This window comes from Ensifer sp. M14, from assembly GCF_003355565.1.
GTDB lineage: Bacteria > Pseudomonadota > Alphaproteobacteria > Rhizobiales > Rhizobiaceae > Ensifer.
Map to the genome: position 1 here is coordinate 1,532,322 of NZ_QJNR01000004.1, position 16,020 is coordinate 1,548,341.

Annotated in this window: 14 protein-coding genes and 1 pseudogene; 5 read left to right on the forward strand and 10 right to left on the reverse strand. The window is 62.1% G+C overall.

The genetic code is table 11. The features are described 5' to 3' along the window. The first annotated feature begins 113 nt into the window (after positions 1-113). Positions 114-800, forward strand: coding sequence for a DUF4167 domain-containing protein (locus tag BLJAPNOD_RS07270; RefSeq protein WP_077500965.1), 687 nt, complete (start codon positions 114-116; stop codon positions 798-800). Between the two features lie 264 nt (positions 801-1,064). Here the strand turns inward: BLJAPNOD_RS07270 and BLJAPNOD_RS07275 are convergent, their stop codons facing one another. Beyond that, on the reverse strand, positions 1,065-1,649 hold the full coding sequence (locus BLJAPNOD_RS07275; protein WP_115419361.1) for a TetR/AcrR family transcriptional regulator: 585 nt from the start codon (positions 1,647-1,649) through the stop codon (positions 1,065-1,067). 250 nt (positions 1,650-1,899) lie between these two features. On the opposite strand from BLJAPNOD_RS07275, the gene BLJAPNOD_RS07280 reads away from it, so the two are divergent. Beyond that, entirely contained in the window at positions 1,900-2,907 is a 1,008-nt protein-coding gene (locus BLJAPNOD_RS07280) for an NAD(P)-dependent oxidoreductase (RefSeq protein ID WP_115421176.1), read from the forward strand. Between the two features lie 302 nt (positions 2,908-3,209). Beyond that, positions 3,210-5,816: an ATP-dependent chaperone ClpB gene (gene clpB / locus BLJAPNOD_RS07285; RefSeq protein ID WP_115419362.1), complete on the forward strand. Its 2,607-nt coding sequence runs from the start codon at positions 3,210-3,212 to the stop codon at positions 5,814-5,816. A gap of 108 nt (positions 5,817-5,924) precedes the next feature. Here the strand turns inward: clpB and BLJAPNOD_RS07290 are convergent, their stop codons facing one another. Then, entirely contained in the window at positions 5,925-7,880 is a 1,956-nt protein-coding gene (locus BLJAPNOD_RS07290) for a M23 family metallopeptidase (protein WP_115421177.1), read from the reverse strand. 682 nt (positions 7,881-8,562) lie between these two features. Between BLJAPNOD_RS07290 and BLJAPNOD_RS07295 the strand changes: the two genes are divergently transcribed. Both BLJAPNOD_RS07295 and BLJAPNOD_RS07300 read left to right on the forward strand, forming a co-directional pair. Beyond that, positions 8,563-8,886, forward strand: coding sequence for a metalloregulator ArsR/SmtB family transcription factor (locus BLJAPNOD_RS07295; RefSeq protein WP_115419363.1), 324 nt, complete (start codon positions 8,563-8,565; stop codon positions 8,884-8,886). A gap of 343 nt (positions 8,887-9,229) precedes the next feature. Beyond that, a pseudogene (locus BLJAPNOD_RS07300) lies at positions 9,230-9,340 on the forward strand (helix-turn-helix domain-containing protein); the annotation flags it as partial. Positions 9,341-9,351: 11 nt separating this feature from the next. On the opposite strand, the gene BLJAPNOD_RS07305 reads toward BLJAPNOD_RS07300, so the two are convergent. The 8 genes from BLJAPNOD_RS07305 to BLJAPNOD_RS07340 all read right to left on the reverse strand — a co-directional run bounded on the left by BLJAPNOD_RS07305 (position 9,352) and on the right by BLJAPNOD_RS07340 (position 15,999). Next, positions 9,352-10,287, reverse strand: a complete 936-nt coding sequence (locus BLJAPNOD_RS07305; RefSeq protein ID WP_158556098.1) for a carbohydrate kinase family protein — start codon at positions 10,285-10,287, stop codon at positions 9,352-9,354. Beyond that, positions 10,284-10,793 carry an ureidoglycolate lyase gene (locus BLJAPNOD_RS07310; protein ID WP_077502707.1) on the reverse strand — a complete coding sequence of 170 codons (510 nt, stop codon included), beginning with the start codon at positions 10,791-10,793 and terminating at the stop codon, positions 10,284-10,286. The genes BLJAPNOD_RS07305 and BLJAPNOD_RS07310 overlap by 4 nt, the downstream gene beginning before the upstream one ends. Continuing rightward, entirely contained in the window at positions 10,790-11,530 is a 741-nt protein-coding gene (locus BLJAPNOD_RS07315) for a BtpA/SgcQ family protein (RefSeq protein WP_158556099.1), read from the reverse strand. Before BLJAPNOD_RS07315 ends, BLJAPNOD_RS07310 begins: the two co-directional genes overlap by 4 nt. Positions 11,531-11,556: 26 nt before the next feature. Further along, the gene (locus tag BLJAPNOD_RS07320; RefSeq protein WP_158556100.1) at positions 11,557-12,339 is read right to left on the reverse strand and encodes a GntR family transcriptional regulator; all 783 of its coding nucleotides are present in this window, start codon (positions 12,337-12,339) and stop codon (positions 11,557-11,559) included. Between the two features lie 19 nt (positions 12,340-12,358). After that, the gene (locus BLJAPNOD_RS07325) at positions 12,359-13,219 is read right to left on the reverse strand and encodes an ABC transporter substrate-binding protein (protein WP_077502704.1); all 861 of its coding nucleotides are present in this window, start codon (positions 13,217-13,219) and stop codon (positions 12,359-12,361) included. Positions 13,220-13,249: 30 nt separating this feature from the next. Beyond that, complete coding sequence (locus BLJAPNOD_RS07330; RefSeq protein WP_115419366.1) at positions 13,250-14,014, reverse strand: amino acid ABC transporter ATP-binding protein; 765 nt, start codon at positions 14,012-14,014, stop codon at positions 13,250-13,252. Continuing rightward, complete coding sequence (locus BLJAPNOD_RS07335) at positions 14,011-14,937, reverse strand: amino acid ABC transporter permease (RefSeq protein WP_077502734.1); 927 nt, start codon at positions 14,935-14,937, stop codon at positions 14,011-14,013. Before BLJAPNOD_RS07335 ends, BLJAPNOD_RS07330 begins: the two co-directional genes overlap by 4 nt. Positions 14,938-15,066: 129 nt before the next feature. After that, complete coding sequence (locus tag BLJAPNOD_RS07340; RefSeq protein ID WP_077502702.1) at positions 15,067-15,999, reverse strand: LysR family transcriptional regulator; 933 nt, start codon at positions 15,997-15,999, stop codon at positions 15,067-15,069. Between the last annotated feature and the right edge of the window lie 21 nt (positions 16,000-16,020).

Consider the following 16,020-nt stretch of genomic DNA (forward strand, 5'->3'; position numbering starts at 1 on the left):
GAAGCCGCCAATGTGCGGGCTCACCGGCGCGCGCTCTGTCGGGCGCGGACTTATCCGGCCGGAAGACGAAACCACATGATCATCATTATCAAGAGAATTCGGGTGAATGTACTATGAGGCCAGGACAGCAAAACAAGCGCGGCCGCGGGCGGAATAACAACAATAATAATAACAACAATAACAACAACGGAAATAACAACAATCATAACCGTAAGGGATCCAATCCCCTGACACGGACCTATGATAGTTCAGGTCCGGACGTGAAAATTCGCGGTACCGCGCAGCATATCGCCGAGAAATATTCGGCACTTGCCCGCGACGCGCAGAGCTCCGGCGACCGCGTCATCGCTGAAAACTATCTTCAGCATGCAGAGCATTACAACCGCATCATTGCAGCCGCACAGGCGCAGATGCAGGATCGCTTCCAGCGCGAAGAACGCCAGGACTTCCGCGGCCAGGATGGCAACGACCAGGACCAGGATCAGGATCAGGACGATCTCGATCAGGGCTACGCCGACGAAGCGCCGGCCCATCAGCCTGCAGCCGCTCCTGCTCCGGTGGTCATCGAGCAGCAGCCGGTGATCGACGGTTCCGGTCCGCAGCCCGTCATCGAAGGCACGCCGGCCGAAGTCGCCATGGAAGAAGAAACGCCAGCAGCTTCCGGCCGTGCCGCTTCGCGCCGCCGCAGCGCGCCGCGCCCGCGCCGTCCGCGCCGCACTGCAGCCGATGACGCTGCCGGCGAAGGCGAAGCTTCAGGCGAAGCGCCTCCGGAAGCTCCGGCACTGGCCGCGTCCGAGTAAGTCTTCCAAGGGCCGCGCAGGCGGCCACGCAGAAACAGACACCAAAAGCCCGGTCCGCTTTGCGGCCGGGTTTTTTGTTGCCTGGGTTATCGGGCGGTGGCTGCAGCCTGCTGGAGGATCCAGCTTTCAGGTGGCATCACTGAAGGCGGAGAGGATGCTTTGGAAAGAGAGTGCGAGAGCGACCTTTGGGCGCTCTTCCGAACGCCCGGCGCGCTCGCATCAGGCACCCTCGTGATCGCTCAAGCGCCGCTTCAGGGGCCGTCATCAGGCGCCGATCCCGTTGACGATCAAAGCTGCGAGATTGGCGGCCGCATTTTCCTCGGTCGCTCGACCACGCACAAACTCGCGGGCGATCGTTTCCGCAGCACCGGCCAAGCCGGCGCAGCGCAGGCGCAGATCACCCTTGGAAAGATTGGAGAAGGGGCCGACGGCGGCGGCGATGAGCGCGACATAGTCGTCGGCGAGTTCCTGCTGAACGCGGTCCATTTCGGCATTGCCACGCAGCGCACCTGCCATTGCCTGCCATTCCAAGCCGTTCTCGCTGGCGCACCCGATGTAGACAGCACTGATGGTGTCGGCCACAGACGACAGATCGTCGGGCGCATTGCCGAGCGCTCTCTTCAACTTGTCGGTATGGCGGGTCTCTATCTCGCGCGAAAGCGCGATCAGCAGCCCCTCGCGGGTGCCGAAGTGCTCGTAGGCGATCGGTTTGCTGACGCCGGCGCGTTCGGCGAGGTGGCCAAGGGTGAGGGCGTCAGCGCCGCACTCCCGCAGGATCTCCTTGGACGTTTCGAGGAGCTGGGCACGCCGCTCGGGCTTGGCAAGTTTCCTGATCGCCGTCTTCGGCATCGGCCATACTCCTCGGGTCGTCTACGCTGCTGCGTGTTTCCCTTAATCCTATTCGATCCAAGGACAAAAACATGCGCAATCCAAAGTGTTACAGCGGCCTTTGGGCGTCTGAAAAAAAATACGCGGCGCTGTAGGCAAAAAATATCCAGGTCCCTTGACGCGGTGCATTCGCTACTTATCTACTAATAGTAACTTACTAATAGTAGGTTGGCAAAAATGCCGACCTCCTTCCCGTCTAGGAGATATGAACATGTCGAGCAAGTTCTCACCCGTGCTGATCATTGGCGGTTCGGGTGTCGTCGGGTCACAGGCGGCCACGGCAATCCGCAGGCTGTACCCTGATCTGCCGCTGGCGATCGGCGGCCGGAATCTGGTCCGTGCGCAGTCCGTCGCCAGTGAGATCGGCAAGGCAACAGGAGTGCGGATCAATCTCGACCGCGACGATCTTGGTCTCGCCAACGATACCCGGTTCAGCGCCGTGGTCATCTTCGTCAAGGACGAGAGATTGACCTCGATGCGCTATGCGCAGAACAAGGGAATCCCCTATGTCAGTGTCTCCAGCGGAACGTTCGAGATCGGGCCTGAAGTTGCGCAATACATCCACGCGCCAGACAAGGCGCCGATCCTGCTTGCCAGCCATTGGCTTGCCGGAGCCGCGATCTTCCCCGTGCTCGACGCGCTTTCGTCCTATGAGACAGTCGATGCGATCCGCATCGGCGCGCTGCTTGATGAGGAGGATATGGGAGGTCCGGCGGCTCTTGCCGATTACAATCGCATCACCGGAACCGCGCCTGCTTCGCTCACGGTCAAGGACGGCAAGCTGCATTGGGTGAGCGGCCAGGAGGCGAGTGCACGTTACACCAGCGTCGATGGCGTCGAGCTCGATGCTACCGCCTATTCGCCCTTTGACGTCATGGCCTTGGCCGCCAGAACCGGTGCCAAGGAGATCCGTCTGGATCTCGCCTACAGCGTTTCCGCCAGCCGGAGGCGCGGTGAGCCGTTCTCGACGGAGATCACGCTTGAAATCGAGGGGCAGTCGAAAGATGGAGTGCGCCTCGCGCGCAAACATGAGATCGTACATCCGCAGGGACAGGCGCCGCTGACGGCGCTTGGCGTCGCACTTGCGGTGGAGCGCATGCTCGGCCTTGATGGCGGCGCGGCGCCCAAGGCGGGTCTCTACCTGCCGGAGGTCCTGATCGAGCCGGCATACTACGTCTCTCGCATGAAGGAGTTCGGCACGTCGTTTGTCGATCGCTGATCTGTCTGCCACTCCCGAGGTGCGTTCGTTCGACGCGTCATGGTAACGCGTGACATCCATTTGCAAACGACCGCGCATCGCAAAGATGCGTGGTCGTTTTCGCCGCTGACAAGATTTCCTATTTGCGACATTCAATCAGCCCTTTAATTTCCAAAACCGCTGCCCCATATTCGCTTCGGACATGTTGATCCCGCGCAAGGTGTGGATCGACGCTCAATGACAGGTTCGCCGAATGCGGGAGCCTGATCCTGAAACACCAGCGGGCGCCGCGTGTCGGGCTTGGTGGGCTATGGAGGTAAAGTATGAATATCGAGAAATACTCCGAACGCGTGCGCGGTTTTCTGCAATCGGCGCAGACCTATGCGCTGGCGCAGGGACACCAGCAGTTCACGCCCGAGCATGTGCTCAAAGTCCTGCTCGATGACGACCAGGGCATGGCCGCTTCGCTGATCGAACGGGCGGGTGGCGATGTGCGCGAGGCGCGTGCCGGCAATGATGCAGCCCTTGCAAAACTGCCGAAGGTTTCCGGCGGCAACGGCTCCGTCTATCTGTCGCAGCCGCTCGCGCGCGTATTTTCGAGTGCGGAAGAGGCAGCAAAGAAGGCCGGCGACAGCTTCGTGACCGTCGAGCGCCTGCTTCTGGCACTGGCGATCGAAAGCACGGCCGCCACCGCCGACATCCTGAAGAAGGCCGGCGTGACGCCGACAAAGCTCAATCAGGTCATCAACGACATTCGCAAGGGCCGAACCGCCGACAGCGCCAATGCCGAACAGGGCTTCGACAGCCTGAAGAAGTATGCCCGTGACCTGACCGCCGATGCGCGCGATGGCAAGCTCGACCCGGTCATCGGCCGTGACGACGAAATCCGCCGCACGATCCAGGTTCTGTCGCGCCGGACGAAGAACAATCCGGTGCTGATCGGTGAGCCCGGCGTCGGCAAGACGGCGATCGCCGAGGGCCTGGCGCTGCGCATCGTCAATGGCGACGTGCCGGAAAGCCTCAAGGACAAGCAACTGATGGCGCTCGACATGGGCGCGTTGATCGCAGGCGCGAAGTTCCGCGGCGAGTTCGAGGAGCGGCTGAAAGCGGTGCTCAACGAAGTGCAGGCGGAAAACGGCGAGATCATCCTGTTCATCGACGAAATGCACACGCTGGTCGGTGCCGGCAAGGCGGAAGGGGCGATGGATGCCTCCAACCTCCTGAAGCCGGCGTTGGCACGCGGTGAACTGCATTGCGTCGGCGCAACCACGCTCGACGAATACCGCAAGCACGTCGAAAAGGATGCTGCCCTTGCCCGGCGCTTCCAGCCTGTCATGGTCGAGGAGCCGACGGTCGAGGACACGATCTCGATCCTGCGCGGCCTCAAGGAAAAATACGAGCAGCATCATAAGGTGCGGATCTCCGATTCCGCGCTGGTGGCCGCCGCCACGCTTTCCAACCGCTACATCACCGACCGGTTCCTGCCGGACAAGGCGATCGACCTGATGGACGAGGCCGCCTCGCGCCTTCGCATGCAGGTGGATTCCAAGCCGGAAGAGCTTGACGAACTCGACCGGCGCATCATGCAGCTGAAGATCGAGCGGGAAGCGCTGAAGAAGGAAACGGACACTTCGTCGAAGGACCGGTTGGAGAAGCTCGAGCTCGACGTGGTCTCGCTCGAAGAGCAGGCATCGGCGCTGACGGCCCGGTGGCAGTCGGAGAAGCAGAAGCTCGGCCGTGCCGCAGACCTCAAGAAGCAGCTCGAAGAGGCCCGCAACGAACTGGCGATCGTCCAGCGCAAGGGTGAGTTCCAGCGCGCCGGCGAGTTGACTTACGGTGTCATTCCGAAGCTTGAAAAAGAGCTTTCCGACGCCGAAAGCCAGGAAAACGCCAACGCCAATCCGATGGTGCAGGAGGTCGTGACCCCTGACAACATCGCGCATATCGTGTCGCGCTGGACCGGTATTCCCGTTGACAAGATGCTGGAAGGCGAGCGCGACAAGTTGCTTCGGATGGAAGACGAACTGGCGAAATGGGTCGTTGGCCAGGGGGACGCCGTTCAGGCCGTATCGCGTGCCGTTCGCCGCGCCCGCGCCGGTCTTCAGGATCCCAACCGGCCGATCGGCTCGTTCATCTTCCTCGGCCCGACAGGAGTGGGCAAGACCGAGCTGACCAAGGCACTCGCCCGCTTCCTGTTCGACGACGAGACAGCGCTTCTGCGCGTCGACATGTCGGAATACATGGAGAAGCACTCCGTTGCCCGGCTGATCGGCGCCCCTCCGGGCTATGTCGGATACGAGGAAGGCGGAGCGCTAACCGAATCCGTCCGCCGCCGGCCCTATCAGGTCGTGCTGTTCGACGAAATCGAGAAAGCGCACCCGGATGTCTTCAACGTGCTCTTGCAGGTGCTCGATGACGGCCGCCTGACCGATGGTCAGGGCCGCACCGTCGACTTCCGCAACACGATGATCATCATGACCTCGAACCTCGGCGCCGAGTATCTGGTCGGGCTCGGCGAAAACGAAGACAGCGATGTGGTTCGCGACCAGGTGATGGATGTCGTCAAGTCGGCCTTCCGGCCGGAGTTCCTGAACCGCGTCGACGAGATCATCCTGTTCCACAGGCTGCGTCGCTCTGAAATGGGCGCGATCGTCGATATCCAGCTGGGACGGCTGCTCAAGCTGCTCTCCGAGCGCAAGATCACGCTGGAACTGGAGGACGATGCAAGGACGTTCCTGGCCGAAAAGGGCTACGATCCGGCCTATGGCGCCCGGCCGTTGAAGCGCGCGATCCAGAAGTATCTTCAGGATCCGCTCGCCGAGAAGATCCTGCAGGGCGAGTTCCCGGACGGCTCCACCATCAAGGTTCTGGCCGGCTCCGACCGGCTGAACTTCAAGGGCGGGACGCGTTCGGAAAAAGAAGCCGCCTAACCGCAGAAACTGGAAAAGGCCGCCTTTCGGGGCGGCCTTTTGCGTTCATGCATCGCAAATGGAAGCATCAGCCACCAACCGGCAGAAGCCACTGCCAAATTGTGCGGGCTACTTGCTGGCGACTTCGCTGCCGTTGCCGTCCTTGTTCAGCAACTCGTCGATGCGGTCGCGTTCCTTCTCGAACTTCGCCATGGCGTCGCCGCCAAGCGATTTGCCGCCCGGCAGGCGGATGCGAAGCGGGTCGACCTTGTTGCCGTTGACGATGAGCTCGTAATGCAGATGCGGACCGGTCGAAAGGCCTGTCGTGCCGACCCAGCCGATCACCTGGCCCTGGACGACCTTTGCGCCGGCCTTGACGGTCTTGGCAATGGCGCTCTGGTGGTTATAGGAGGAGACATAGCCGTTGGCATGGCGGATCAGCGTCTGGTTGCCGTATCCGCCGGAATCCCAGCCGGCCTTCTCCACGGTGCCGTTGCCGGCTGCGATGATCGGCGTGCCGCGGGGGGCGGCCCAGTCGACGCCGGTGTGCATGCGCGAGAAGCCGAGGATCGGGTGGCGGCGCATGCCGAAGCCGGAGCGGAAATGACCGTTCGGCACGGGGTTGCGCAACAGGAACTGGCGGATGCTCTTGCCTTCGCTGTTGAAGTAGTCAATCGAATTGTTGTCTGGATCCTGGAAGCGGTAGAAAGTCGTCTCGGCGTCGCCGAACTTCGCCCTGACATAAAGCAGTTCGGAATCCGCCGTCGCCATGCCGCGATCGTCGGTGACCGAGAAGAAGGCTTCCAGTGAATCCGTCGGTTTCAGTTGCGCCTGGAAATCGACATTGCTGGCGAGCAGCTTGACGACGAGGCCGACCATGTCGGCGTTCATGCCGTAGGACAGAGCGGCGCGGTAGATGCCGTCATAGACGCGCGGCAGATCGTGGGTGCTGGTGATCGTCGGCGTGCCGTTATCGTCGAAGGCGGTCGCGACCGCGTCGAGTTTGGGTGGTTCGGCGCCGGGAACGAAGCGGCCGCCGTCATCGACGGCCATCGTCAGCACATGGCGGTTGCGCGAATAGATGGTGGCGCGAACGATGCGCGCTTCTTCGCCCTTCTGGATGATGCCGATGCGCAGCACGTCGCCGTCATTCAATTCCTTGGCGCCGAGCGCATCGCCGATATAGGAGGCGGCGTCGTCGGCCTGCGCCTTGGCATAGCCGGCATTGACCATGGCGGTCGCGATGCCGGTCTTGCGGCGCACGGGGATAATGTCGTCGGCGTATTCGGTGCTTTGTTCGTTGATGCTCTCGTAGGCAGCATCACTCTTGTTCTGTTCGACGATGCGGGCAGTCAGGCCCTGCAGAAGGTCGAGGCCATCACTATCGGAAGCGAAACGCTGCGGGTCGACATAGAAGAGCGAAGCAACCTGGGTACTGCCTTCGGTCAAGACGGAACCATTGGTTCGCACATTCTCCTCGACCTCATCGAGCGACATCGAACTGTCGAAGGTGAGGCTCGAGCCGTTGGTCGGGAAATCGACCGTCTTCAGCGCCACCTCGGAATCGACGTTCGATCCGTAGAGCGTGCCGGTGCGCGCGATCTGCGGTTCGGCATCGGCGTCGTCGGTGGAGAAGATCGCCAGCGGATCGAAGTCCGGATAGCTGTCGGAAACCTGGTGGTTGGCGGCAAGCGCCATCTTGACGTGAACGAAGGGCTGCTTGCGCACCACTTCCTTCTCGCCGTCATGGATCATCGTCGAGACTTCCATGACGGTCTTGTCGGCCGGTTTGGCGACGATGTTGGGAGAAAGGATACGGTCGCCGCGTTTGGCAGTGACGGGGGCGTTGCCGCCGTTGGATGCGTCAAGGGCCGCATAGGCTTCCGCCGGGATTGCCAGCTGCTGGCGACCATCGAGTGCTGCGAAAAGCGCGACCCCCATGAGAAGGCTGGAGGTAATGCCGGTCAGGAAGGTGCCGGAAAGCCAGCGCAGCGAGATCTCGCGCCTGTCCGGCGCGCGCCGGCCGTCCGCAAGGATCGGCGGTTGGTCGCCGAGCGACCGGACCATTTTCTTGTCGGTGATCATTCCGAGCTGGGGGCCCCTGATTTCTCTTGCCGTATTCTTGCAGGCGATACGTTGCGCGAAGATGTGCATCTTTCGCACACGGGAGTCAAATCCATGGGGAGGATAGGGGAGGGGAGTGCACACGCATATATGCGTGCCCCCGCGTACCCCGTGCGCCCCCCCGCGTGACGCACCGATAATCTCGCTTAGAGCGACGGATTGTGAAGAAGTGAGGGCCAAAATGTGTCTCCACAGACCGATCAGGCGCGATCGAAATTTTTTTTGGGACAAAAAGCCCGCATTTGTGGGGTTTGTCAGAAAACTGTCATCTTTTTTGAAATTGTCTGTTGACGTATCTGAGGTGCGGGGTCTATAAGCCCGATCAATTCAGAACCGCCGGGGCTCTAGTCGCTGCTGGGTGAAAGTTCCGTGGCAGGTCACTGCCTGTATTTTTGTTCTGCTCGTCGCTAGATGACATCGTCCAAATCCAATTTCATTTCAGCTATCCATAGTGCGTCAATTCATCGCCAAGTCAACAATTTGATAGCCATTTAACTATGCGTCTGCCGTCGTACCGGCAAACTTGCCTCGTGATATGAAGTTGCTGATCTAGGCTCATTTCCTGTTCATATTAGCACTTTTGGTTGGCCAAAAATCCTATGCAGCTATCGACTATTCATCACCATCTAGCTATACATTTTCAATGCCCTCTATTCAGGACCTACTCTTCAAGTCGCTTTCGGACCCTACCAGGCGGGCCATGTTCGAGAGCCTGTGTCGCCAAGGTGAACTCACTGTGGCGGAGTTGACGGCACAGACCGGCATTTCTCAGCCGGGCGTTTCCAAGCATCTGAGCATCTTGAAATCTGCGGGGCTGATTAAGGCGCGTCATGAGGGGCGTCAGACCCATTACAGCCCGCAGCTTGATGCCCTAGCTCCTCTTGCGGAATGGACCGGTCAGATGGCGGGGTTCTGGCAGAGTCGATTTAGCCGATTGGAAGACCTGCTGAAAAGAATGGATCAATAAGTCGAGCAGACCAGCCGACGGCTGGTCGAAGGTCCCCAATATGGAAAATCCACATCTTGCAGCCTGCTGGCGCTGACTTTCGGTCTTGATGCAAAGCGGGGGCTTTCTTCTCGCGGCCTACCCGCCCTTGATCGCTTCGAGCCCGCTTGATTTAACAGGCGGATTTCAGCGAGCTGGACGTGGCTTGTATCGCACTTGCAATCGTCCTGGCCATGCGCCTTGCGCCGCACGGTTATCCGGCCGCCATGTGGGACGCGCGCCCAAGTCTGTCGGGATCTGCAGATGATAGAGAATGGCATCCCGGGGCGGTGGGGCCGGGCCTCAGTGCGGGAAATGATCCAGCAAAAGCCTTGTCGGGCGACGCACATCGTCGAAGCTGCAGGAGCTGATCGAGCTTGTCACCAAGCGTCCCCTCTCCTCGGCCGGCATGGTTGCAAAGACGCTCGGTGTGACGGTCCCGATCTGCTAGAGCGTGCGCTTTTCTTCACACCACGCGCGGATTGCTTCCGCGCCGGCCTTGCCGCCACGCGGACCATGGATCGTGACTGAGCGGGAGGCGGCGGCGATGGAAAAATCCAACGCTTCGGGGAAGGGCTGGCCCCGGGCCAGACACCAGGTCAATGCTCCGCCAAACGTATCTCCTGCACCGGTCACGTCGACGACATCGACCGGGTAGCCGGCTGCCTGCAGGCGCGTCTCGCCGTTGTGTGCCTCAGCACCCTCAGCGGCCAGAGTGCGCACCACCCAACCGATCTCGTGATCGCGTATCCAGCCATCGATACGGGCGAGATCGTCATGGCCGAAGGTCGCTCGGAAGCCGACCTGGTTGAAGATAACGACGGCAGCTCCGGTGAGATAGGGCATGTCTTCGGGCGTACAGCCGCCGACATCGAGATCGAAGATTGCGCGGCGGTCGTGGCGCCGCAGGTCGGCGACGAGGTCGGCCTGCTTGAGCACACCCTCATCTGTCTGCGTATGTAGGCGGCGCACTCGGTAAAGTGTCGTGTAGAGGAAGCCCGGCTGACGCAGGGCCGCCAGAGTTGCCGGCGGGAGCCACATCGGCTGCTCTCCCATCTCCACTGTCAAAACGACATGCTCGCCGTCGATGAGGAAGATGAGATTGCGCGATTCCGCAACGGCGCGATCGATCAGCATATGATCGGTGGCGACACCGTTTTGACCGAGGTCGTCGATCAGACGGCGCGACAGCGGGCTGTCGTTGAGCAGGGAAATGAACTGGGTGTCGCCGCCGAGCGCCGCGTGCACGACGGCTGCGTTGGCAATGGAGCCGCCGATTTCGGCCGGCAGCTCGCGGACCATGCCCTTGTCGGCCCGGCCCGGCCAGCGGTCGGCGGTATAGTATTCGTCGAGCGCGACGTCGCCGATGAAGAAGGCGGTCATGCGCGTTGCCCTTGCATGACCTGTACCCGGCGCGATCCGCCTTCGACCGGCACCCATGGGCTCTCGCCCAGGCCGCAAACCGCCATCCAGTAGTAAGGCGTCGGGCCGGATGCACCCCGGCAGGCGTCATGCCAGACACCCCGATGCATCACCACCGCCTTGCCCGGCGTGATGATGAATGCCTCGATGTCGGCGGCATCAGGGGCATCGGCCGCCGAAGCGGGGGCTACCGCAAGAACGACCGGTTCGCCGGCGCAGAAAATGGCCTCCTCGGTCAGCAGATGCCGTTCCATGGCCGTGCACGACCATGGCGCTCCCGGTGCGCGCGTGATGCCGAGGCGGGGTGAACCTTCTACCAGCGGGATGCGGGTGAACCCATCACGCCATCCATCGCCCGTCGTCCAGATCACCTGCGCGTCCTGATCGTCGACGAGGTGAAAGACCTTGCCGTAGCGCGCAAAATTCTCGGCGGTCACCGGGTTGGCCGAAACGGTATCGGTGTTCATGCCGCGCTCCGTGCCGTGCGCACGACGCGCATCAGCCGCGCGACATGGCCGGCCTCCACCCTGCCGGTATCCTTGTGATCGTGCTTGAACCAGCTTCCGACAACGGCGCCGTCAGCATGCGCGAGCTGCTCGACCGCGTTCGCTTCGGTAAGGCCGGCGCCGATGAGCAGCGGCACGGTTCCGCCGGTTGCCGCACGGAAGCGCGTCACCTTGTCCATGTCCGTCGGCTGGCCGGTGGCATCCGACGTCACCACGAGACCGTCGCAGCGCGTCGCGCCCAGGCGTACGTCTTCTTCTTCGGATCGCCCCGAAAGAACCGGCTGATACTTGAACCGTACGCCACCGAGCAGCAACGCCGGCACATCGGCCCGCCGCCCCGCAAGGTCGGCCGCAAACGAGGCATCGCTTTCCGGCGGCAGATGGCCGGCGACGGAATCCACCTGAATGAAAGAGACGGGGAAGCGTCTGGCAAGCGCAAAGGCACGCGCATCGTCGCGCAGAACGTTGACGCCGATCCGTGCGCCGAGGTCAAGGGCGCACAGCCGCTCGAGGACGCGCTCGACATCGTCGGCATCGCCAAAGTAATTTTCGACCACCAGCCCGTCGACACCTTCGCCGGCCATGATGCGGGCCTCTTCTTCGGCCTGAGCGCATTTTGCGGCAGGTCCGTCGCCGGTCAGGTGCAGCATGCCGAGGATGGGTTTCGGGGTTGTGAAAGTCTCGCCAAAACGGCTCATGTCAGTTCTCCTGGGTCGCGCCGCTGTCATGCGGGCGCGGTATCGCGCCCCCAGCGCGTTGCGAATTTCATCTGGACGGCCGGCGAGTAGACGATCGACGTGCGTTCAACCAACTGATCGTCGGCGTCGAGCACGTCCCCGCTGGCGCAAAGATAGCCCGGCACTGAAGGCGCCGGGGCAAAGACCTCCCGTAGACGATCGGACGACGGCACGACGGTGAGCAGCAGTTCCGAGCGAAGGGGATGGCGGTCGTAATCGCGGCGGAGCACCTCATAGAGGGATTGCGCGCCGAAATCGTAGGCGTCGATGCCGGGGTAGAGCGCAAGGTCGAGCTGCGAGGTGTCGACGTTCAGCCAACTGATCGTCTCACCGTTTGCCAGACCTCGCGCACGCACCAGCAGGAGTTCGCCGTTTTCCACCCGGTGCTCCAGTACCCGTGTCACCGGGCGCTGTCCTTGTCGCCGGGCCAGCTCCGTGAAGCTGCCGAAGTTCCAGATGTTGTGGCTGATCGGCCGGTGCGAGACGATGGTGCCCCGCCCGCGCACCTGCTGAACCAATCCTTCCGATACCAGGAGGGCCATTGCATTGCGGACAGTTGTCCGGGCAATGCCGAACTGGTCGCGCAACTGGTTCTCCGAGGGGATGGCTTCCCCCTCGGAAAAGTCACCGCTCAGAATAGCGGCACGCAGTGCCCGGTAGAGCTGCCGGTAGAGCTGTTCACTCGAAAAGGAATCGAGGCGAAAGCGCGACAGCCGGTCATCCGGGCTTTCGGTCGTTGCGTTGGCGTCTGGTGTGGAAGGATGGGTCAAGGCAGGCTCCGGCAAGTGGTTACTTCGTGGCTCCGTTTATCTTGAACTCCTCGACGCCCGCCTCTTTCAAGCCGTGGCGGTCGAGGATCTGTGCATAAGTGCCATCGGCCTTAAGCGCATTGAGCGTTGCATGCACCGCATCGCGCAACTCGCCATTCGCCTTGGCGAAGGCGATGCCGTAGTGGTTGACTTCTCCGACGTCGCCGATCTGGTAGAATTTGCCCGGCTCCTGCTTGATCAGGTCGAGCAGGCCTTCGAGCCCGATAACCGATGCCTGGGCGCGGCCCTGGCGGATCTGCATGATGTGCTCGGCCTGGGTCGGGATCTGGATGACGGTGATCAGCTTGTCGGCCGGACAGATGGATTTGCCGAGCTCCTCCGCCCAGGTGACCCAGCTCGTGCCTGTCGCCACAGCGACGGTCTTGCCGCAGAGGTCGGCCTCGGTCTTGATCTCGCCCTGATGGTCAACGCTGGAGTAGAAGACGTTGCCGGTCTTGAAATAGTCGATGAAGTCGAGCTGGCTCTGGCGCTCGACCTTGTCGGAGAAGGCGGTGATGATCATATCCGAGCGGCCGGTGACGACCTGCGGGATGAGCTGCGGAAACTCGACGTTCTGAAATTCCGCCGTCAGGCCGAGGCGCTCGGCGATCGCCTTGGCAAGATCGATATCGAAACCCTTGAGCTCGGTCGAGCCGGCGTCGCTGTATTCCATCGGCGGATAGGCGAGGCTGATGGTGAAGTTGAGCTTGCCGGCCGAGCGAACCGCTTCGGGCAGTGCGGCCGTAAGCTTTTCGTCGGCGGCATGGGCGGCCACGCCGGATGCGAGGCTGATGAATGTGGCAGAGGCGAGCCCCAGGACCATCGGCAGCAGTTGTTTCATTTCCGTTCTCCCTTTTTTGAACTTTGTTGATCAGGCCAGCACACGGCTGAGGAAACTGCGCACGCGCGGGTCGCCGGGGCTGCTGAGGACCTGTTGTGGCGCGCCCATTTCGCGGATCTCGCCGTCGATCATCACCACGACGCGGTCGGCGACTTCGCGAGCAAAGCCGATCTCGTGTGTCACGACGATCATGGTCGTGCCGCCGCGTGCCAGATTGCGCATCACCTCCAGCACTTCCCCGACGAGTTCCGGGTCGAGGGCGCTGGTCGGTTCGTCGAAGAGCATGACGCGCGGTTCCATCGCCAGGGCTCTGGCAATCGCGACGCGCTGCTTCTGGCCGCCGGAAAGCTGCGAAGGGTAGCTGGACGCCTTGGCGGCCATGCCAACCTGCTCGAGCAGGCCCATGGCACGGGCTTCGGCCTCGTCACGGCTGAGACCACGCACAACCATCGGTCCCTCGATGACGTTGCCGAGCACCGTCCGGTGTGCGAACAGATTGAAATGCTGGAACACCATGCCGAGCTGGCTCTGCTGGGCGCGCAGCCGCTTGACCGGCAATTCCTGAAGGGCACCGCGGTTGAGTTCATAACCCATGATGGCACCGTCGACCCAGACATAGCCGCCATTGGGCGTCTCCAGATGGTTGATGCAACGCAGGAACGTGCTCTTGCCGCTGCCGGAAGGCCCGAGGATGCAGAGCACCTCGCCATAGGCGACTTCAAGATCCAGGCCCTTCAGGACCTCGTGGCTGCCAAAACTCTTGCGGATACCGACCGCCTTGACTGCGAGGCTCATGCTTCCCCCCTTGCGGCCGGCCGCCGCGCCCAGGCCCAGAACCCGCGGCGATCGCTGGTGGCGGTGGCGGCGTCGCGGCCGAAGTGACGTTCGAGATAATATTGGCCAATGGAAAGGACGGTGGTTCCGGCCAGGTACCAGACGGCGCAGACGAACAGGAGCTCGATCACCGCACCGTTGATGAAGTAGATGCGCTGCGCGGCGTTCAGCATTTCGCCCATGGCGATCGTGGCGGCAAGCGAGGAGAATTTCAGCATGCCGATAGCGCTGTTGCCGAGCACCGGCAGGATCAGGCGCACCGTCTGGGGCAGGATGATGCGCCGCATGGTCTGGCCCGGCGTCATGCCGAGCGTGTGGGCCGCTTCCTTCTGACCGCGGTCGACCGAACCGATACCACCGCGCACCACCTCGGTGAGATAGGAGCCTTCATTGACGCCGAGCCCGAGGACGGCTGCCACGAACGGCGTGACGACGTCCACCATGCGCTCGTCGATGAGGCCCGGAATATAGAGGCGCGGAAAGACCAGCGCGATGTTGAACCAGATGAGAAGCTGGAGCAGCACCGGCGTGCCGCGGAACACCCAGACATAGAGCCAGGCGGCAAAGCGCAGGATCGGGTTTTCCGAAAGTCGCATGATGCCGAAGGCGAAGCCAAGGGCGACGCCGAGCGCCAGTGCGCAGGCCGAAATCAGCACCGTCCAGCCGAAGCCGGTGACGATCACACCGGCCGTCAGGAACTGACCGACCACCGTCCACTGGATTTGCCCGACGGCGAAGGCTCGGCCGATGACGGCGAGGAGCAGAAGGACGATGCCGCCGCTGACCCAGCGACCGGGATGTCGCAGGCGGCGTACCGTCACATCCGGGCCGGGCAGGTCGATCAGTGGCAGGGCTGCGGGTGAAGAGTGAGGCAAATGAGGCATGAAATCCACTTGTAGGGTTAGGCCTACAACTTACTATGGGCGGTTTCACCTGGTGTCAAGCCGCTTTGTCAGCGCTTGCTCAAAGAAGGGTGTGAGGCTCCAGGATCAGGAAACACGGGGTTCTGGACGTCAGCGCGGCCTGCGCCTGCTTTCCGTGATGGTCTGCGCCAGTGTTTCGGCAGCGCGGGAAGGCTTGTTTCGAGGATAGGCGATGTGGAACATATCCTCGAAGGTCAGGCGCTCGGGGGCGAGGACCCGCAAGCGGCCGGTGCGAACCCATTCGTCAGCATAGTGATCGGGCAGGAAGCCGATATAGGCGCCGGACAGGAGGAGGAGCAGCGTGCCCTCCATGTGCGGCGTCGCGGCGGCCCAGTTGAAGTTCACGCCGCAGATTGTTTCGTTGAGCATGTAGGTGCGGCCGGCGAAGGATTGGGCTTCAAGCTCGCCGTTGGTCAGTTCCGCGTCCGGCCGCGCAAAGAGCGGATGGCCCACGGCACAGTAGAGTTTCTGCACCTCGGAGAAGACCGCCTGGCTGCGGAAATGCGCGGTGACGTTGCCGACGAACGGCATCAGGACGATCTGGTAGGAACCGTTCAGCAGGCCCTGATTGAGCACCTGCGGCGCGGCGACGTCGATTTCCAGGTGCACGCGCGGCGCCTTGGCGTGGAAGGCGGCAAGCGCGCCCTGAAGGTCGAGGTCGCGATTGGTGATCATCGCATCGACCGTGCCGAAGCTCAGACTGCCCGTCAGTTCCCCTTGCGCCTCGCCGATGCGGCTTTGAAACTTTTCCAGCGAGCCGAACAGTTCGAGCGTGGCGTCGTAGACGAGCCGTCCCTCGTCGGTGAGCTCGAAGCCGCTGCGCCCGCGGCTGCACAGGCGCAGACCGAGCCGTTCCTCCAGATGGCGCATGTGGGTGGAGATCGTCGCCTGCGTCATGCCGAGAGCGGACTGGGCGGCGGAGAAGCCGCCGTGCTGAACGACGGAGGCGAAGACGCGCAACAGCCTGAGCTCGGCATCGCCAAGCGAGAGGTTGAGGACGCGGTGTCGAACCTTGTTGATCATGCATTGATAAGTGCACAAGTG